Origin of the sequence: Leptospira fletcheri (assembly GCF_004769195.1) — a bacterium.
Classification (GTDB): Bacteria; Spirochaetota; Leptospiria; order Leptospirales; family Leptospiraceae; genus Leptospira_B; species Leptospira_B fletcheri.
In genome coordinates, this window is sequence record NZ_RQET01000013.1 from 209655 (window position 1) to 228745 (window position 19091).

General features: G+C 48.5%; 20 protein-coding genes, 2 tRNA genes, 1 pseudogene and 1 riboswitch. Of the genes and pseudogenes, 15 read left to right on the forward strand and 8 right to left on the reverse strand.

The window, feature by feature from the left end; translation table 11 throughout:
* Positions 1-192 precede the first annotated feature (192 nt).
* Together EHO60_RS15730 and EHO60_RS15735 are read left to right on the forward strand one after the other, a co-directional pair.
* A complete protein-coding gene (locus EHO60_RS15730; RefSeq protein ID WP_135769163.1) occupies positions 193-1227 on the forward strand; it encodes a mechanosensitive ion channel family protein in 1035 nt (344 codons plus the stop codon).
* Between the two features lie 37 nt (positions 1228-1264).
* Positions 1265-2119: an LA_0991 family prenyltransferase-like protein gene (locus tag EHO60_RS15735; RefSeq protein WP_135769164.1), complete on the forward strand. Its 855-nt coding sequence runs from the start codon at positions 1265-1267 to the stop codon at positions 2117-2119.
* A gap of 34 nt (positions 2120-2153) precedes the next feature.
* Here the strand turns inward: EHO60_RS15735 and thiC are convergent, their stop codons facing one another.
* A complete protein-coding gene (gene thiC, locus EHO60_RS15740; protein ID WP_135769246.1) occupies positions 2154-3734 on the reverse strand; it encodes a phosphomethylpyrimidine synthase ThiC in 1581 nt (526 codons plus the stop codon).
* A gap of 125 nt (positions 3735-3859) precedes the next feature.
* Positions 3860-3956, reverse strand: a riboswitch (TPP riboswitch).
* A 373-nt stretch (positions 3957-4329) separates the two neighbouring features.
* Here thiC and EHO60_RS15745 point away from each other — a divergent pair.
* Positions 4330-5223, forward strand: a complete 894-nt coding sequence (locus EHO60_RS15745) for a porin OmpL1 (protein ID WP_135769165.1) — start codon at positions 4330-4332, stop codon at positions 5221-5223.
* A gap of 47 nt (positions 5224-5270) precedes the next feature.
* Here EHO60_RS15745 and EHO60_RS15750 read toward each other — a convergent pair whose 3' ends face one another.
* Positions 5271-5915, reverse strand: a complete 645-nt coding sequence (locus tag EHO60_RS15750; protein WP_342776004.1) for a protein-L-isoaspartate O-methyltransferase family protein — start codon at positions 5913-5915, stop codon at positions 5271-5273.
* Positions 5916-6023: 108 nt separating this feature from the next.
* Between EHO60_RS15750 and EHO60_RS15755 the strand changes: the two genes are divergently transcribed.
* Positions 6024-6096, forward strand: a tRNA-Phe gene (locus EHO60_RS15755).
* Between the two features lie 4 nt (positions 6097-6100).
* On the opposite strand, the gene EHO60_RS15760 is transcribed toward EHO60_RS15755, so the two are convergent.
* Entirely contained in the window at positions 6101-6346 is a 246-nt protein-coding gene (locus EHO60_RS15760; RefSeq protein WP_135769167.1) for a hypothetical protein, read from the reverse strand.
* A gap of 216 nt (positions 6347-6562) precedes the next feature.
* On the opposite strand from EHO60_RS15760, the gene coaE reads away from it, so the two are divergent.
* From coaE to EHO60_RS15795, 7 genes are all read left to right on the forward strand, one after another.
* Positions 6563-7189, forward strand: coding sequence for a dephospho-CoA kinase (gene coaE, locus EHO60_RS15765; protein WP_135769168.1), 627 nt, complete (start codon positions 6563-6565; stop codon positions 7187-7189).
* Positions 7186-7854, forward strand: a complete 669-nt coding sequence (locus EHO60_RS15770) for an SPOR domain-containing protein (protein WP_135769169.1) — start codon at positions 7186-7188, stop codon at positions 7852-7854. The genes coaE and EHO60_RS15770 overlap by 4 nt, the downstream gene beginning before the upstream one ends.
* Positions 7855-7935: 81 nt before the next feature.
* Positions 7936-8589 (forward strand): FFLEELY motif protein, encoded by a 654-nt coding sequence (locus EHO60_RS15775; protein WP_135769247.1) that lies wholly within the window; start codon positions 7936-7938, stop codon positions 8587-8589.
* A 124-nt stretch (positions 8590-8713) separates the two neighbouring features.
* A complete protein-coding gene (locus tag EHO60_RS15780) occupies positions 8714-9406 on the forward strand; it encodes a hypothetical protein (RefSeq protein WP_135769170.1) in 693 nt (230 codons plus the stop codon).
* Between the two features lie 13 nt (positions 9407-9419).
* Positions 9420-9848, forward strand: a complete 429-nt coding sequence (locus EHO60_RS15785; RefSeq protein WP_135769171.1) for a VOC family protein — start codon at positions 9420-9422, stop codon at positions 9846-9848.
* Positions 9849-9883: 35 nt separating this feature from the next.
* On the forward strand, positions 9884-10726 hold the full coding sequence (locus tag EHO60_RS15790) for a CPBP family intramembrane glutamic endopeptidase (protein ID WP_135769172.1): 843 nt from the start codon (positions 9884-9886) through the stop codon (positions 10724-10726).
* A gap of 52 nt (positions 10727-10778) precedes the next feature.
* Positions 10779-11195, forward strand: a complete 417-nt coding sequence (locus EHO60_RS15795) for an SRPBCC family protein (protein WP_135769173.1) — start codon at positions 10779-10781, stop codon at positions 11193-11195.
* 91 nt (positions 11196-11286) lie between these two features.
* On the opposite strand, the pseudogene EHO60_RS15800 reads toward EHO60_RS15795, so the two are convergent.
* The 5 genes and pseudogenes from EHO60_RS15800 to EHO60_RS15815 form a co-directional block, all read right to left on the reverse strand.
* A pseudogene (locus EHO60_RS15800) lies at positions 11287-11376 on the reverse strand (prevent-host-death protein); the annotation flags it as partial.
* 50 nt (positions 11377-11426) lie between these two features.
* Positions 11427-11567 (reverse strand): hypothetical protein, encoded by a 141-nt coding sequence (locus tag EHO60_RS17170; RefSeq protein ID WP_167880244.1) that lies wholly within the window; start codon positions 11565-11567, stop codon positions 11427-11429.
* A gap of 21 nt (positions 11568-11588) precedes the next feature.
* Positions 11589-11670 (reverse strand) — tRNA-Leu (locus tag EHO60_RS15805).
* A 70-nt stretch (positions 11671-11740) separates the two neighbouring features.
* Positions 11741-12445, reverse strand: coding sequence for an IspD/TarI family cytidylyltransferase (locus tag EHO60_RS15810; protein ID WP_135769174.1), 705 nt, complete (start codon positions 12443-12445; stop codon positions 11741-11743).
* Positions 12423-13691: a diaminopimelate decarboxylase gene (locus EHO60_RS15815; RefSeq protein ID WP_135769175.1), complete on the reverse strand. Its 1269-nt coding sequence runs from the start codon at positions 13689-13691 to the stop codon at positions 12423-12425. Before EHO60_RS15815 ends, EHO60_RS15810 begins: the two co-directional genes overlap by 23 nt.
* 78 nt (positions 13692-13769) lie before the next feature.
* Here EHO60_RS15815 and EHO60_RS15820 point away from each other — a divergent pair, with 78 nt between their 5' ends.
* From EHO60_RS15820 to EHO60_RS15835, 4 genes are all read left to right on the forward strand, one after another.
* A complete protein-coding gene (locus EHO60_RS15820; protein WP_135769176.1) occupies positions 13770-14840 on the forward strand; it encodes a zinc dependent phospholipase C family protein in 1071 nt (356 codons plus the stop codon).
* 19 nt (positions 14841-14859) lie between these two features.
* Positions 14860-17325, forward strand: a complete 2466-nt coding sequence (locus tag EHO60_RS15825) for a penicillin-binding protein 1A (RefSeq protein ID WP_135769177.1) — start codon at positions 14860-14862, stop codon at positions 17323-17325.
* Positions 17326-17428: 103 nt separating this feature from the next.
* Positions 17429-17839, forward strand: coding sequence for a bactofilin family protein (locus tag EHO60_RS15830; protein WP_135769178.1), 411 nt, complete (start codon positions 17429-17431; stop codon positions 17837-17839).
* A 90-nt stretch (positions 17840-17929) separates the two neighbouring features.
* Positions 17930-19051 carry a peptidoglycan DD-metalloendopeptidase family protein gene (locus EHO60_RS15835; protein ID WP_135769179.1) on the forward strand — a complete coding sequence of 374 codons (1122 nt, stop codon included), beginning with the start codon at positions 17930-17932 and terminating at the stop codon, positions 19049-19051.
* Positions 19052-19091: the final 40 nt, after the last annotated feature.

Sequence of the window (19091 nt, forward strand, 5' to 3'; positions counted from 1 at the left end):
TCCTTGGGGTGGTGAGTTTCCCATACGGATTCCGTTTGTCATTCCAAAATCCTGTTTTTGGGAGAAGCGAAGAAGGTTTGCATCCTTCTCGTCCTGCCAAAAATGCCGTGGCTATGCCACATAATAGCGTTCGGCGAGTTCAAGCTCCAATAAAACCCTTTCCGATATTCCGATCGGCTGCAGAATTCGTTTATGAAAGAAATTGAATGGCGTATCTTCCTAGAGTCTCACTGGATGATCGGATTATCCGTCGCGATCACAGGAATCCTTTTCGGGTATATTTTCGGCAGCTTTCTCGTACCGAAACTCCTGCAAGCTCTGACCGAAGTCAAGCTGGACAAAAAACATCCTTTGTATCTGGCCTTGCGTTCATTGATTCGTTATTCTTTCTTTTTTATCGGGCTATATATCGCCTTACACGCGCTTTCCGTTCCTCCCCAATTCAAACAGCACGCATTTCTGTACATGAAAGTCTTCGCGATCGTGGTTCTCAGCTTTTCCTTAGCGGAGGTGGCCGCCGGGTTCTTCGAACTCTTCTCCTCCAGAAACGGTGGACTACTCTCCTCCGCCTCCATTCTGAGCAATATCCTTCGCGCGGCCATTCTGTTACTCGGGTGTTTGGCGATCTTACAGGCGTTCGGAATTTCCGTGGCCCCCGCCTTAACCGCATTAGGCGTAGGAGGATTAGCTGTGGCTTTAGGATTGCAGGAAACCCTATCGAATCTCTTTGCGGGATTGGAGATACTTTTAGGAAAGAAAGTGAAAGTCGGAGATTTCATCTCTCTCGAAACGGGCGAGGAAGGATATATAGAGGACATCAATTGGAGAAGCACCTCTCTCCGCAAATTGAACGGAAGCACTGTCATCGTTCCGAATTCTAAGATGTCCAAAACCACGTTTACCAATTATAAACTTCCGTCCTCCGTCGTTTACGTGAATGTTCCGGTTTCCATCTCCTATTCCAACGACCTACCGAAGGTGGAACAAATTTGCATAGAAACCGCAGAATCCGTCCTTCAAGCCGTCTACGGAAGCGTGTCGAAAACGAAACCGACCGTTCGATTCCAATCTCTGGGTTCATCTAATATCGATTTGGCGGTGACCTTCGAATTGAAAGAAATCACCGATCAATACTTATTGAAATCGGAATTCATAAAATCCTTGCACGCAAAATTCAAATCGGAAGGAATCGAATTTCCGACGGCATCCCAAAACAAACCTAAGTAGGACTTTGTTCGAGGGAACGGGAGAGAAAAACGAAAACATGTTTCCATCGAACAAAAAAGACCTATGGTTTTATATCCATGTGCTCAGCTTGGATATTTGCCTGGGAGTATCGGGCTCGGGCGCTTACGCCGCGACAGTGACCGGCGCAAAGATGAAATGGGCCTGGTGGCTTTTACTACCTTTAAGCGTCTGGGTGGTCTACACGGTAGATCATCTGCTCGACGGCTGGAGAATAGGAACCGATTCGGTAAATCCCAGACATTCCTTTCATCATAAACATGCAAAAATTTTAATGTTCTTCGCAGGATCGGGGATCGTCGTTTGCGGGGCGGTTTCCTTTCTTTTTCTGAGAGAGATCGTTTTTATAGGCGGCTTAGTTCTGGCTTTCGCGGCATTAGGACATCTTCTTCTTGCGGCCTGGGGCGGGATACGCATGGGCAAGGAATTTTCGGTGGCCTTTATCTATACCTTAGGAGTTTGGTTCGGCCCGATTGCGGTGGTAGGATTCCGCTCCTGGACGGTCGTTCTTCTGCTTTCGCTTTTTTTCGGGGGAACGGTCCTGAATCTGATTATGAATTCATTGATGGAAGCGGAACTCGACGAAAAAGAAGGCCAATCCTATCTATTGCGTATCTTTTCCCGGGAAAAAGTCAGAGATTGGGTTCTCAGATTTTCCCTGCTCGGAACACTGTCTTCCGTTCTGCTCGCAGGATGGACCAAGAGATTCGAACCGAAAGAATCCGCAGTCGCGTGTTTATTTGCGGCGGCACTCTGCGCAGTGCCCGGAATCATCCTACGGTTCTCCGAATTTTTTTCGGGCTCTCAGAGATACAGATTATTGGGAGAAGGAATCTATGTTTTGGGATTCCTTCCTTGGCTGGTCCATTGGTGATCCTCCGCTCACGGCGAAGGATCACCTTTTCGCTTCAAGGAGCGATATAAACGCTCGCACCTTTTTCCAGAAACTCCTCCGATTTTTCCTTCATGCCCGCGGTAATCGCGGCTTCTTCGGAAATTCCTTTTTCCTCGGCGTATTTTCTGAGTTCCTGAGTCAGATGCATGGAGCAGAAATGGGGACCGCACATGGAACAGAAATGTGCCGTCTTCATCCGATCCTGAGGCAGGGTTTCGTCGTGGAATGACTGCGCCGTCTCCGGGTCCAAGGAAAGCGCGAACTGGTCCTCCCAGCGGAATTCAAAGCGCGCCTTACTCAACAGATCGTCTCTTTGTTTTGCACCAGGATGTCCCTTGGCGAGATCGGCTGCGTGAGCGGCGATTTTGTACGCGATCACTCCTTGTTTTACGTCCTCCTTATCGGGGAGGCCGAGGTGCTCTTTCGGAGTCACATAACAGAGCATAGCCGTCCCGTGCCAGCCTATGATGGCGGCGCCGATAGCGGAAGTGATATGATCGTATCCCGGAGCAATGTCCGTCACTAGAGGGCCTAAGGTGTAGAAAGGAGCTTCTTTGCAGATCTCCATCTGAAGGTCCACATTTTCCTTGATGAGATGCATCGGTACGTGGCCCGGCCCTTCTATCATTACCTGGATATCCTCTTCCCAAGCCTTTTGGGTCAATTCGCCTAACGTTCTCAATTCTCCGAATTGAGCCTCGTCGTTGGCATCGGCGATACTACCGGGACGCAGCCCGTCGCCTAGAGAAAAGGAAACCCCGTATTTTTTCATGACCTTGCAGATCTCGTCGAATCTTTCGTACAGGAAATTTTCCTTATGATGAGACAGACACCATTTAGCGATGATAGATCCTCCCCTAGAAACGATTCCCGTCGTTCTTTTTGCGGTCAGAGGAATGTATCTCAACAGGACTCCGGAATGAATCGTAAAATAATCCACTCCTTGCTCGGCCTGTTCCTCCAAGGTTTCCAGAAAGACTCCGATGTTGAGATTCTCCGCTTTCCCCTTTACCTTTTCCAGAGCCTGGTAAATCGGCACGGTTCCTATAGGAACGGGTGAATTGCGAAGGATCCATTCTCTGGTTTCATGGATGTTTTTTCCCGTGGACAGATCCATGACGGTATCCGCTCCCCAACGGACTGCCCATCTCAACTTTTCCACCTCCTCTTCGATGGAGGAAGACAATGCGGAATTTCCGATGTTTGCGTTGATTTTGACCAGAAAATTCCGGCCTATAATCATGGGTTCCAACTCAGGGTGTTTTTTATTGGAAGGGAGAATCGCCCTCCCTCTTGCGATTTCGGAACGCACGAATTCGGGATCGAATCCTTCCCGAAGACCTACATATCTCATTTCTTCCGTAATGATTCCTCTTTTCGCGTAGTACATCTGGGAATGGTTTGAGTCTTTTTCTCGATTTCGAATCCAGGCTTCTCGTAATTTCGGAATGCCCGTATGAAATTCTTTGGGATCTCTCGGGTTTCCCCAAGGTCCTTCCGTCGTGTATGCCTCGTATTTTGTTCCATCCGTTAACCGGATTTCCTTACGGGGGATTTCGTATTTAGATGCGAATTCGTTTTGGATCGGGTCCATCATTGTCTCTCCGACCGATGGGGAAACGTGGATTCCAGGAGGAAAATCGGAGAAGGCGGCAAGAGTTTCCCGGGTTGAACCCGATCGAAACAGAAAAATGGAATATACCTTATCGACGAAAACTTGTTTGCTGCCGTCCGTTTTCCTTCGCAGGCATTATCCTGATCAGGTTCCGGGGACTCTCTCAGAGCCGCTAATAGCGTCCCACCCCCAACGGTACCCTCCATGATGCGATTTTTTCGCCCTCAGGCAAGGCTTTTTCCTTCGAAAATAGAACCAAACCTCCGGTAAAAGACAGAACTTGTTTTGATCTTAAGCGAACGATCATTCAGTACAGAGTAGAAGAAATCTTTCCGGAATCATGTTTACCGAATCAAGCCTTGTTGCGTTGCCCAAAAGCAGAGCAGCAAGATTACCTAACCTATGTTCGAAATAAAGAAAATGAAAATAGGACTTTTTTATTTCCTTCGGATTATCTGTTTGACAGCCAGTCTAGCGCCCTTAGAGTCCTGTCCTATGTCTGGGCAAACAATAGACATAAAATGCTCGGACTTTACGACACTTCACGATACGAAAAGTTTAAGGAGCTATATAAATGGTTCGTAACATTAGCAAAGCTATGCTTGTCTTTGCCGTACTTTTTTCGGCAGCTAGCGTAAGCGCAAAATCATATGTCTTCGGAAGCCTTGGTACTCAGTTCGACCTAGGCCAACTCGGAGGCACAATCACAAAAGACGGTCTGGATGCATCTAGTTATTATGACGTTCAGTCTTCAACTGGAACGACTGGGGTTGCTCCTCGCCGGGCAATTATCCCTGAGAACCGCTTGATTACTCTGCAACACACGACGAACGGACTCATCAGTGCGAAAACCGGAGGAGCCATGACCGGTGGAGTGATCTCTTTCGGATATGAAAAAGACTTTGGAAAAGCCTTTTTCTGGAGAGTTTCAGGTAACTATACCAGAAAGATCATGGGTGGAGATACGACTGCGAAGTTTGCAGGATATGAATACTATAACATTCACTGGGATTATAATGCAGTTCAAATTCCCGTGAACGTCGGTATCAAACTTTCCGTTTCGGAAGACGCTTCCATCTACATCGGAGCAGGGATCCACTATTTCAAAGGCGGCTGGAGCCTTGCAGGTAGTAACCACGCGGAAGATGTACACCAATACTTAGCGGCAACTCTCGGTCCGACGAACACGATTACGAATTTAGTCGCCGACGGAACCAGCCCGCAAGCGAACTGGGAAAACACTCGTTTCAGCGTGGCAGGATTTGCTCCGAACTGGTTGATCGGAGCGCAAGCGAGACTTACGGACAAAGGACACTTCTTTATGGAAGCTGAAACCCTTTACTCGTTCCAATACGGTGTCGGACATACTCGCTCCTTGGGCGGTATCATCAGCTTAGCTCCTACTCCGGCTTATCCGATCGTATTGGGAGGAACCCAATACCGCTTCGGATACAAAGTCGAGCTGTAATCTCCTAGCTTCGATCGTTTTTGAAAAGGCTCCTCAGGGAGCCTTTTTTATTCCTTATCGTCGAATCCTTTTCCTTTTCCGGTCAAAGGCACGAACTGTACGGGAATTCGATCGGATTCCTTCCAGGAATCATTCCGTTTTTTTAATGTAATCAGGAATTGGATCCCCTTTTTTTGCAGGATCGGAAGCACAGCAATCCCTTCTTCCTCTAAACAAAGAAAGAAAGGATGCTCTCTTCCCGGAACCTCCGGCAAACAGGCAGAGGATACAAGACGAACATAGCGGTTTTTCCTTCCCGCAAATTCGAATGCATCGCCGCAAAAAAGAATCCGATTTTTCACTCGATTCGATTTCCAGATCGCTAAGGTTTCCCTCGCGCGACGATACAATTCGGGTACGATCTCGACGGAGACGAGATCCGCTCCCAACTCCAGCAAGAGAGCCGTAAGATACCCCGAACCGGTGCCCACTTCCAGCACACGATCTCCACGAGATAGGGAAAGCTGTTCCAGAATATACGCGACGATATAAGGTTGCGAGATGGTCTGACCGAAGCCGATCGGAACTGCTTTGTCCAGATAAGAGAGATCCCTTTTTTCAGCAGGCAAAAAAAGATGACGAGGAACGGATCGCATCGCTCGAAGTACCTCTACATCCGAGATTCCTCTAGAAAGAATTTGGCTCCGAACCATTTCTTCCCTTGCAGCGACGGTAGAGGGGGACTCGAAAAGAGGCGGTGGTCCGAAACTTGGATTTTCCATTGACAGCTAGCCTCTATTTCTTACCTTGGCAGTGGGTTCGGCTCTGTAGCTCAGTCGGTAGAGCAGAGGACTGAAAATCCTTGTGTCGGCAGTTCGATTCTGCCCGGAGCCAAAACCTAATGCTGTTCCTTTTTCCGTTCCTCTCCCAATTTCCATAATTCCGAAAATACGACTTCCTCTACCGACTTGCAAAGCTCGGGTTTATAAAGCTTCTTTACGGGAGGCTTGGGATAGACGTGCACTTCGTCTGTATCCGGAATGTACGTTAACATCCTCTGGATCTGATCGTTTCCTTCTATTTCGTACATCGTGTACGACATCCCTTTGGAAGGGATGATCTGGGAAGTTTCCAAATATTTCATCTTTGTCCTCGAATCGTTTCTTCTGTCGGTCGCTCCGACTTCGGGAGGAAACTCGGGAACTCCGCCGCAAGATCTGAGTCGCAGCCTGTTTTCCGGTTTCGCTAACAAGAATACCGAACGTAACTCTGCATTCTACAATATTCCTCGCCTTTGGACCTTATAATTTCGCCCTCTTTTTTGCTTGTACTCCTTCGCTTCCTATGAATAAGGTCTTCTATGTCGCAAATTCCGGCAAGAGAAGACCACGCTTTTCTGGTCGGAATCACGGGGATGATCGGAGGGGGAAAGTCCACTGCGGCGAAAATCCTAGAGGAATTGGGAGCCTTTCGGATCAGCGCGGACGAAATCGCACGAAAATACACGGATCCGGACAGTCCCATTGCCGACCGTCTTGTGGAAGTGCTGGGAACGGAAATTTTAGGGGAATCGGGCAAACCGGACAGAAAAAAAATCGCGAACCTTGTATTCGGAAATCGGGAAAAACTAGAAGAGCTAAACCGGTTAGTGCATCCTCGGATCCGGGAAGAGTTCCGTAAAATTCTGAAAGAAAAGGCGGGAGGAAGAATGGTGGCTTGGGAAGTACCTCTTTTGTTCGAAACCGATTCTTATCTTCTCTGCGACTCGACCGTTTGTGTGGTTTCCGACCCAAATACCTCTCTGCTCCGGGCGGCTGCACGAGACGGAATCTCCCTGGAAGAGGCCGAAATGCGCGCAAAAAACCAACTGACTCTCGAGGAAAAAGCGAAACGGGCCGATTCTATCATTAGGAATCTAGGGAACCTCGAGGATCTACGACAGGAATGCGTTAAATTATTCGCGGAATTAAAAGGCAGGATGAAATGAAGGAAAAGGTATTCTACGTAATCAATCTGGACAACAAGAGAATCGCGCTCTTATCCATGTTCTTAATCGCACTTCTCTTTTCTTTTTTCTTCTTAGGCGTTTCTATCGGAAGAAAAAAAGGACATGTGCAAGAAGATCTTTCCCTGAACCAGGGATTCGAATCTTCTTCTTCCTCCGTTCCGACCTCGGTACAACCTGCGCCGGTCGCGTCCAACTCTCTTGCCTCGGGAAATCCGCTTAAGGAAGAAGAGATCAAATTCCGAAACCTTCCTCCCGGAACGGAAGTCGTAGATCTGCGCGCGGAGACCGCGTCCAAAAAAGAAGATCCTGCGAAACTAGCTCCGGAAGCTCCTGCCGAACCGCACAAAGAGAAAAAAATCGTCAAAAGAGAAAAGGATTCCAAAAAAGGCGGAACTTCTTCCGTCGCACAGAAATCTTCCCGCAAACACGAAGGAGGATTTTACGTCCAAGTCGCAGCCTTCAAAGGAAAAGAAAAAGCGGACGAATTAAAATCCTCCTTGGGCGGAAAGTCTTACGTAAAAAAAACGAAGAACGGTTATTATACGGTTCGAATGGGAAACTTTTCTTCCCGCGAAGATGCTGACGGTTCGATGAAAAAACTTCCGTCTAACTTAAGAGGAAACGCTCTAATCACAAAGGAGTAAAAGAAAGGTTCGGAAGAATCTTTCTCGGGTCTTTTTTCTATTGACCCGCGTGCTACGGGGGCCCAAGTGTTGCTAACAGAAATGGATCTGAAGGAACTCGAACCAGTTCGTCTCGCTGTAGTCAGATCCACGATTGTCCGTTTGCGCGGTACCTATTCCGATCTTCTCACGACGATCAAAGGCTACGACGGAATCCCTCATTTTTTCGAAAACAATCTCTATGCGCCCGCTAATAAGGAAGAGCGGGATAACGCTCTGGAGAATCTTTATGAAAAATTAAAGACGGTCGCAGGCAAGGCCATGACCGACAACATACATCAAATCATTCTTCTAAATAAAATCACGGATTCCTTGGATTTCGATACGGCACGAATCGTACTGGACAATCATTTGTTGGAAGACGGAAACATCCGACAGGAATGTCTGTACGCGGCGATGGGCGAAGTCGGAAGATACGACGATAGACGGGAACAAATCCGAATGGTGGGGGAAACGCTTCGTTTCTTTTTTTCCCTTTCCAAGCTTCCCATGGTAAAGCTGATCATGGCTCCGATCAAAGTGGCCGCCTCCATGGTCGGAGCCACTTCTCTGGTAGATACGATGGAAGCCGGTTACAACCTTTCGAGCAAGATCAAAGACTTAAACCCCTTTATAGAAGCCTTCCAGGACCGGGAAAACAGACTGATCTCAAAACTGGAAGACGGACAAAAATATTCCTCTACGGACGGGATTTAACTCCCTTCCGCTCCGAAAACCCTCCCCCCTCGGGAATCCAAAAAGAATCGCTGTTGCCAACTTTGCCTCGGCAGATAAATCTTTGCTCTGCTACAGAGACGATTTCAGAGTAGGAGAAGAGAGAATGTTCATCGGTCATTACAGCGTTTCTTTTGCCTTAAAAAAAGCGGAACCCGAAACGCCTCTCTGGACCACCTTGGTTGGGGTTCAGTTCGTCGACATATTATTCATGACTTTCATCCTCTTCGGCTGGGAGAAAGTGCGGTTCGTCCCAGGACTCACCGAAACGAATCCATACGAACTCTATTTTATGCCGTACACCCACAGCCTAGCGGCTACGATCGGTTGGAGTATATTCGTTTTCTTTGCGTTTAAGTATGTGATTCTTCGAAATAAGCCGTACGAAGAAAAAACGAAAAACCGGATTTCGTTGGGCATCGGACTTTCCGTTTTTTCCCATTACTTTGCGGACCTTGCGATGCATACGCCCGACCTTCCGATCTTTCTGGACTCCGGACCCAAGGTCGGTTTGGGACTTTGGCATTATAAATGGCTCTCCATTTTCTTTGAGTCGGCGCTTACGATCCTAGGGTTGGTTCTGTATTTTCGCGCCACTTCTCCAGGAAAGGATTTTGCCGGAAAATACGGAATGCAGATCTTCGCGGTTTTCCTTATCGTTTTGGCGGTTCTTACGCCGTTTTTACCTCCGCCTCAAAGCATACCCGAATTTTCGTTCGAGGCGCTTTTCGGGTATCTCTTGATCGCGACCTTAGGCGGATGGTTGGACACAAAACGCATCGCTAAAAAGAAAGTTTAGGAAAATTGAATCTATGGAACCTCGAATCAGTATCGTAACTCTCGGAGTCTCCGACCTGGAAAGATCCGTTCGGTTTTATCAGGACGGTCTCAAATGGCCTTTGTCTAGTGCGAGCGAGGCGGCCATCGCCTTTTTCCGTACCGGAGGAATCGTCCTGGCCTTATTTCCGAAAGAGGAATTGGCAAAGGATGCGGAAGTCTCTTCTAAAGGAAACGGTTTTCATGGATTCACCTTGGCCCATAACGTCAGAGAGAAAGCGGAGGTGGATGAAACCTTGGAATTCGTCCGAAAAGCGGGCGGCAAGATTCTAAAACCCGCTCACGACGCTTTCTGGGGAGGTCGCTCGGGTTACTTTGCGGATCCGGACGATTTCCTCTGGGAAGTCGCTTGGAATCCTCACTTTCCCCTGAGAAAAGACGGAAGTATAGAATTACCGGTTTGAAGAGCCAGAACAACTGAAACATAAGAGCATACCTCATGACAAAAAAGTGGATTTTCCCGGCGCTTCCAGGAGCAATTTTAATCGTACTCGCAACGATCGTCGTTACGTTCTTGGTCGGTTTTTTATTGCATAGAGTCGGACCGATTTTAGGCCTCCGCTTAACCGAAACAAGTTTATTAGGAATTACGAATACTCTTTCGATCGGAGCGGTGGCGCTCACAGGCTGGTATTTTACCGGACGATCTTTTCGGGAGGTGTTTTCCATTCGGAAAGCGAACATTCCGGAGTCTCTGGCGGTCTTGTTGACTTGTATCGGATGGACCATTACGATTTCGGAAATCGACAATCTTTTTTCCCTGGCTCTGCCCAAGCCAGATTTCATCCTGGAAATGCTGAATCGCCTTTTTTCGGACGAGGACCTTTTGGGAACTTCCATCGCCCTTATGGTAGTCGCGCCGTTTACCGAAGAGTTTCTGTTTCGGGGACTGATCTGGAACGGCCTTCGGGGGAATTATTCTTTTATAAAAGCCGCACTTTGGACTTCCCTACTATTCGGAATCCTGCATCTGAATCCTTGGCAATTCATCGGCGCAGGGATTGTAGGATTTTATTTTGCCTGGCTCTTGGAGAATACCGGATCCTTGGCCCAACCGATTTTAGCTCATATGGTCTTTAACGGGTTTCCGATTTTCGTAAAATTCGGTTTAGGAATACAAATCAACGGATATACCGGGGAATCGATGCAGAACGGACTCCTACAACCGCTTTGGCTGGATTGCATGGGAGTTACGATCACTGTCGTCGGGATCGCAATTTCCATATTTTTGTTTCGAAAAAGGGAAAGGCAGGCTTCTCATTTTTCGACAAACTATCTTTGATTCTGTGGAAAATGATTTCCTACCGGGAATGAAATCCGGTAGATTTCCCAGAATGAACTCGAAACAAATCATCGTTCAATCCGCGATTGCAGCGGAGATTCAAAAAGTCTGGGATTACTATACCGATCCTAAACACATCACCAAATGGAACTTCGCTTCCGACGACTGGCAATGCCCTTGGGCCAAAAACGACATGAGGCCGGGCGGCAAATATAGCGCGAGAATGGAAGCCAAAGACGGAAGTTTCGGCTTCGAGTTCGAGGCTACCTACGATGCGATCACTCCCCAGAAGAATTTCAGTTACACGATGGCGGACGGTAGAAAGGCGATCGTAAACTTTGAAAACAAAGATCACAAAACCCTTGTGACGGTCAGTTTCGATCCAGAAACGGAGAATCCTGTTGAAATGCAGAAAGGCGGTTGGCAGGCCATACTCGATAATTTCAGAAAATACACCGAGGCCAATTGAACCGACCTGCGAAACCTCCGAGGGCTGCAAAAGCAAGCTCGATGCATCGCGTTAAAAGCGACGGCTGCACAAGCCTTACCAGATCGTTTTTAAAAAGAATTCCCACTTTTTCTCCATTTTTAACAGATTCCAAAATCTCGGAAAAGCGAGATTTGAGTTCGCCGACGGGAAAGGATTTCATACCCTGAGCTTTGGCTTAAGTTGACAACTTGTCAAGATACAAAATGCAGTCTACTTTCTCCCCGCGAGGGATGCGCAGGGCTTGTCCAACGCGCGACTTAGAGACGGGATTTCAGGAAGGAAAAAAGGATCGTGTTGGATGAGCGGGACTCCGCGAACCCGAAGCAGCCCGGGCTGCAAAGCCGCGGCCATAGATACTTCCGACGGAAGCATTGCGAGTGGAGGGACTCGAACCCCCACACATTACTGCACCAGAACCTAAATCTGGCGTGTCTACCAATTTCACCACACTCGCGAGGACAAAGCCAGGATCCTTCGAGAATACGTGACGTCAAGCGATTCAAGAAACGGATTTTCGGAGGAAATTATTTCACTTTTCGAAACAGCGGGTAAAGAGCCGCGGCAAGTTCCAAATCTTCCGGACGGGTCACTTTGATATTGTACGGATGGGATTCCGTTAATTTCACCGGAATTCCCGATTTTTGCGCCCACGTGCACAAATCGGTGGGCTCCCCTTCTTGCGATTCCCTCGGCAAACTCTTCAAAAGATCTCCGCGAATCGCTTGGGGAGTTTTCATGAACCAGATTTTGTCCCGATCCAAAAACCGAATTCCCTTCGGTTCCTCTTCCAAAACGGTTTCATAATTTCGATCCGCTAATGTGGAAACCCCGTAACTCTCCGCCGCAACGGAAAGTCTGTCCAGGTCCGCGGCAGACACGAAAGGACGAGCGGCGTCGTGGACTAAAACCAAATCCGCATCGGAAATCCGAAGGCAGTCCAGACCGGCCAAGGTGGAACCGTGCCTTGTGATTCTTCCTTCCACAATCCTATCCCTTTCCCGCAGGTACGGAGAACAAAGCCTTTCCGTACGCTCCATATATTCAGGATGAGAAACGAGAATGATGCTCCTGGACTTTCCCCAGTCTAGAAAGGATCTCAGGCTATGTAAGAGCAAAGATTCCCCTTCGAGTTCCAGGAATTGCTTCGGAACGGAGGAACCCATCCGAGTTCCTGTCCCTCCCGAAAGCAGTAGAATGTACAGATTCTCAGAGGGGAACCAGGATTTCATTTTGAACGATTTGTTCCGGATTCTGTTTTTTGCGGATCAATTTGAATTCGCCGTTCGTATCCAGCAACACCTCCGGAGTCTCCGGATAGGAATTGTAGTTCTTGACCGACATGGAGGAACAATAAGCGCCCGTTCCCTCCATCACGACGAGATCCCCGATCCTAGGCTCCTGAGTGGTTCTGGATTGAGGTCCTCCGCCTTCTTCCTGGGTCAGCAAATCCCCGCTCTCGCAACAATGCCCTACGTAAACGAAGTCGCCGGCCCTTCTTTCCTCTTCTTCACGAACCGGGACCACGACCAGGGGGTGCTTCGCAGCATAAAGTGCAGGTCTCGTATTTACGTCCATCCCCATGTCCAACTTCACGAACGTAAATCCGCCTTTGCCCGTGTCCACGACGTCGTCCACTTTGGAAAGAATGGCTCCGTGATTCACCATCAGGAAAGAGCCAGGTTCTATTTCCATACGGAGCTTAATTCCTTTTTCGGCAGCAAAGGTCTCGAACAATTGCTTTACGGGGACGCCGATGACCTGAGGATCCGTCGTTTTTTCCTCTCTCATTCTTCCCACCTTAAAACCCCCGCCTAGATTCACGATCCGACAAGTGGGGAATTTGGAAGCGATGTCCAGAGTATGCTGCGCTACCGCCTTCCATACCTCCGGATCCGAACCGGAACCGATATGGGTATGAACACGATATAACTTCAGGTCGTATCGGGAAACCAGAGACTGGACCTTTTCCAACTCTTCGTGCCAGATTCCGAAAGAAGAAGTCCGTCCTCCCACATCCGTCTTTTTCGTCGCTCCCGAGCCTAGACCCGGATTAAAACGCACGCTGACTTCCTTGCCCGGAAAGATTTTTCCGAATTCCTCCAATTGGTGCAAAGAACAGGCGTTGAATTGCACGCCTTGCGCGACCAGATCCTTTAAGGAAGCGGCAAGTTGCTGGGACGTAAGTAAAATATCGGCAGGAAGAAAACCGGCGGCCAAGGCCCGCTTCACTTCGTGTTCGGAGGAGGCGTCGATCCGGATTCCTTTTCTTTTCAGAATTTCCAGAATGGTTCGATTCGGATTCGCTTTCATAGCAAAGCGAACCGTCAACCCGAAGGCGTTCGGAAACGCAAGAGCGGCGTCGCAACTGGATTCGATTCCCGCTCTTGTATAAACGAAGACGGGAGTGCCGAACGTTTCCGCTACTTTTCGAACTTCCGATCTTGTCAAAAATTTTAGATTTTCTATTGATTGCATACGTATGGAGGCTTTTCTAGATAGTTATAGGCCATCTTTCCGATCGGTCCGGGTTTTTTCAAAGGCAAAATTCCGATTATGGCAGGCAAAATCACCCATCTGGAAGCCCTCTCTCAAGTTTGTAAACACTTGGATCACGGGACGCAAGAGCAACGAAAAATCGCAAAGTTGCTCCGGGAAGAAAGCACGCGCAAGTACGCGAATATCGGGGCGATCGCGCCGGATATTTTTTATTTTTATCATATTCTCTCTCCGCGGCGGACGAAGAAAGCCACGGGATGGGGAGACCTCAGCCATCACGAAAAAGTATTCGAGCTGGTCCTAAGTTTTTTGGATCGGATCCTTTCCACCGAAGAAGGTTTGTACAGGGACAGATTCATCGCGTTCACCCTGGGCTATATCATTCATTGCGCGGTGGATATCATAACTCACCCTTACATTTTCTTTATTTCCGGAGATTTTTATAGTGCGGACAAGGAGATAGGCAGCGTCGCCCAATACAACCATATGAGGGTGGAATTCGCTCTGGATTCCTGGTTGCTGGATTTCCGCTGGGGAATGACCCCGAAAGCTTATGATTTCGTACATCATGTGGATGTGATCCATAAAGCCAAGGACGGAAAAAGAAAAATGGATCCTATGCTTTGGCATTTCTGGCTGAACGGATTAAAGGAAACTTTCCCCGAGAAATTCAGATCCAATTATCTCGGATCGGAAGACAAAATCATCCCGGGCGATATTCTAAACGAATCGTTTTTGGGATACGTGCAATTCCACAGATATCTGGATTCGCGCAATTCCTTCGTTCGGGCGGCCTTAAGTTTTTTAGATAAAATCTCCTTTCACAAAGTAAAATCCTCCGTGCTCATGCTTCCTCTGAAGGAACATATAGATAAGAGGATCATGAACGAAGAAAAAAAGGAATGGTCCTATCCCGCCGATCCGTCCCTGATCCGGAACGATTCCTTTATCGAATTGCTCAATCGGTCCTGCGATGCGGCCAAAGACGCGGTCAGTGCGGCCTGGAATTATCTGCATGACAAAACGTCCCGTGCTGCGATTTTGAAGGAATACCAGGGGTACAATTTGGATACCGGTTTGCGTTATCATGGAATCGACACGATGAAACAATTCTCTCCCTTGTCATGAGCCGGGCCACGCACGAAATATGAAAAAAGAACCCGTAGATTTTTTGTCCCGTTATTTCGTGACGATCTTTCGGGAAAGAATCCGGACCGTTCTGGATTCCGATCACCCCGTCAGAAAGTTGGTCTATCTTTGCTCGGGGCTCCTCCTGCTGAACGGATTTTTATTCGTATTTTCCGTAAAGGATATCTGGAGGGTACCTACCGCGGATCGATACGAAAAACCCTCTCTTCTTTACGGAGTCAATTCCGACGGTAATTACGAACCCATCGCTGAATTCTATCGTTTTTCACGAATCGTATTAACCGACGCGGACCTTCCCGGAGGATGGGACAATAAGGTGATCCGCTGCTTCGAATCTACGGAAGACAATAATTTCCGTTCCCACCGAGGTTTGGACATAAGAGGAATCCTGCGAGCCACCATGGTCAACCTGATCGCAGGCAGGGTAAAGGAAGGCGCTTCCACCATCACCCAGCAGGTGGCAAGATTAAAATTTTTGAATACGGAACGCTCTTTTCTCCGGAAAGCGAGAGAAGCCTGGCTTGCCATGTTATTAGAAGCGACCTTCGACAAGAAGACTCTGATGCAGATCTATCTGAACGAAATTCCGCTCGGACACGGGACGATCGGAGCAGGAGCAGCGGCACGTTTCTATTTCCGCAAGGACATCAAGGACCTCAGTTGGGGAGAAGCGGCTCTTTTGGCCAGCTTGACCACTCGTCCTAAGGAATTTTCGCCCTTGGCCAACCCGATTACCTCCGAAGGAAAGGTTCGGGTCGTCTTCAAAAAGCTGGTGGAAAACGGAATTTTGGACGTAAAAACCGCGGAAAAAGAATTCGACGCATTTTCGGAATATTACATTACCCTAAACCGATCCCCCAATGATTCCGCTTTTTCCGATAGGTTGAACCGTTTTCCTTACTTTACGGAATATGTCCGCAAAAATCTTGCCCGGATCATTCCCAAGACCCAGCTCTACGAGGGCGGACTCAAAATCTATACGACGCTGAACATACAGCACCAAACCCAGGCGGAAAAAGCTTTGGCGGCAGGGCTCAAGCAGCAAACCTTATTGTCCAACCAACGGGCCTTTACGAAAATCGACGCGTTCGAGGACGCGTACGGAGACATTTATGAAATTCTCGCAGGATTGCACGATATTCCCGAATTCAAGTTCAAGATCTCCAGATCCTTCCGGACCTTCAACCGTGCCTGGCAGGAGGATCTTAGGGACGAGCTTTCCGTCTTAAATCTGATTTCCGGAACGGAAGGTCTGGGCGAAGTCGTGGATTGGAGTTATAAAACCCAGGCCACCGAAGATCACTTGCTGCCTGTGGAAGGAGCCTTGATTTCCCTCCGACCGGAAACCGGTTATATTACCGCGATGGTAGGAGGATCCGGCTTCCGATCCGACAACCAACAGATCCGGGCGTTCCAGGCGTATAGACAACCGGGTTCCGCCTTCAAACCGTTAGTTTACGCTTCCGCGATGGAATATTATCACGAAAATCCGGATCCGAAAAAGAACGTCACGGCGGCTTCCCTCTTCGACGATTCTCCGTTGCAATACGTCTTGGAGGACGGCGACGAATGGAATCCTACGAATTATTCCGGAGAATATTCCGGATTCATACGCTTGCGCCAGGCCCTGGAATTATCCAGAAACAGCGTAGCCGTACGGTTACTGGAACATACTGGACTCAACAATCTTCTTCCGAATCTAGAAAGATTGCTTCAGGTGGAGAACCGAAACCTTCCGAGGGACTTCTCCATTGCATTAGGAAGTTTTGAAGTATCTCCCTACGAACTCGCAAGGGCGTATGCGGTATTCGCCTCCGGCGGAAAACGGGTATTCCCTTTAAGCGTTCTGTACGTGGAGGACGATAAGGGAAATCTGTTAAAGGATTTCCGCAAAGATAACGAGAAAAAGGAAAGGAAACAGCTCGTCTCTCCCGAAGTCAGTTATGTCATCACTTCCATGATGGAGGACGTGATCAAAAAGGGAACCGGAACCGGTGCTAGGTCCTACGGACTGACGCGACCGGCGGCGGGCAAAACGGGCACGACGAACAATTTCCGGGACGCGTGGTTTGCGGGGTATACTCCCGAATTGGTCGGAGTGGTCTGGGTCGGTTACGACATCGGAACCCTTTCCTTGGGAAAAGGAATGTCGGGCGCCGTCGTTGCCGCTCCCATTTGGGGAAGATTCATGGCCAACGCTCTTTCCAAGGAAAAGTCCAAACCCTTCGCTTTTGGAGATCCGAAAATCGTCAGGCGCACCATCTGTTCCATATCGGGTAAATTGCCGGGTAGCCATTGCCACCAAACGGAAGAGGAAGTATTCGATAAGGAAACCGTCCCCACCGAAGTCTGCGACGATCATAGAGGGTTGACCGAGCCTGCTCCTCTCCCTCAACCCAAGCCGACTTCCCCTAAAAAGAAAAAACCGAATCTCTTCGAAGGGGACGAGGACGTAATTCGTTAACTCTAACGCCTCGGTTCCAACTCTAAAAAGAGTTGTCGTTTTCCGGAGCCGTTGCCAAATAGATTTTATTCCCAGGTATTTTTAAATCATTCAGGAGTGACAGATGGCCATCGGTAAAGATAATAATAACAGCGTAATCGGCCCCGGTTCTATCTTCGAGGGTAAATTTTATATCGCTGGCTCTCTGCGTATCGACGGAAAGTTCGAGGGAGAAATCAAAACCGACGACGCCCTTTTCATCGGAGAAACCGGAAAAGTCCGGACCAATATCGCGGCTCGCGAGGTCATAGTGGCCGGGACCTTGATCGGGAATATCAAGGCCGAAGCCGAAGTCCGGTTGGAGGAGACAGGCCGTCTCTTAGGAGACATCATTGCTCCCGCTCTGACCTTGGCCAAAGGAGTCGTTGCCAAAGGAAACATTACCGTGACCGGAGGCCAAAAGAAAGACGTGAAAAAAATAGTGGAAGAGTCCTTCGGAGGCACGCGCACCTTGGACAACGGAAAGGAAGAATAAACCGGAGGGATCCCCTTTTTCCTTTCTAAAACCCATCCCTGGGGAAAAACTCGGGCAGAGCCGAAGCTGCCCGACCGATAATTAGAACGTATGATCTTCAAGAAGCCCAGACAGCTCTCCGCGGGAAAAGAACTTCTCCGGACGGATAATTTTACGCTGATCTATCTCGGCTCCTTTCATTTCCATTATTCCTTTTATTTTCGAGGCAACCTCCACCACGGGAGTGTGGATTTCCGGAGAAGAAAATTCCGGATGATCCCCGCCTTCGCATCCGTCCTTTTCATTCTTCTTTTTTTCGGGATCTGGATGAGTCCTTCCAACGCATCCATGGATCCCAAGCCGGAGGAAATTTCCGAAAATGATTCGGAAGATTTAAAGGCCAAAAAAGGGGACGAGAAATTTCTAGAGGAATCCGAAAAGGCCAAGCTCACGATCCTGATGGCCAACGAAATCCGTAATCCGGCCGACAAGAAAAAACAGCTCAAAGTAACCACTTATAAGGTGAAACGAAACGAATCCCTTTCGGAGATAGCGACGCGGTTTAAGGTATCCATGGAATCCATCGCCGGTTCCTCCAATATCAACATGGATGACACTCTTTATCCCGGTCAGATCCTACAGATTCCGAACAAGCAAGGACTTCTCTATAAGGTCAAGGCGGGAGACACGATCGCCAGGGTAGCATCCCTGTACAAAGTGAACCTGGACGAGATCATGGAGGAAAACAAACTGGATGATCTGGACGTCCTTCGCCCCGGACAAAAAGTTTTTCTGCCTGGCGCGGTGATTCCAGATCCGGCTCCGAAATGGGTGATTCCAGTCACCTCGCGGATCGTTACGTCCAACTATGGCTGGAGAACCTTCCCTCAGCATAAATTCCACGAAGCATTGGACCTGAAAGCGAATTATGAAATCGTAATGGCAGCTAGGAACGGGAAAGTCGTCTTTGCGGGTTGGATGGGCGGATACGGAAACGCAGTCGTGCTCGAGCATAACGACGAATTTAAAACCTTATACGCTCACAATTCGCGCCTGAACGTAAAACGCGGAGACTATGTCGTAGCCGGAAAAAAAATCGCCACTTCCGGATGCACCGGATATTGCTTCGGCCCCCATTTGCATTTCGAAGTCATTCATAAAGGCAAATCCGTAAATCCGAGCAAATATCTAAAAGGCCTCGCTTTCAAAAGAGGCGGAAAACCCAATCACTAGAAGAAATTAATCCGTTTACCCGTAAAAAACTAGGTACTAA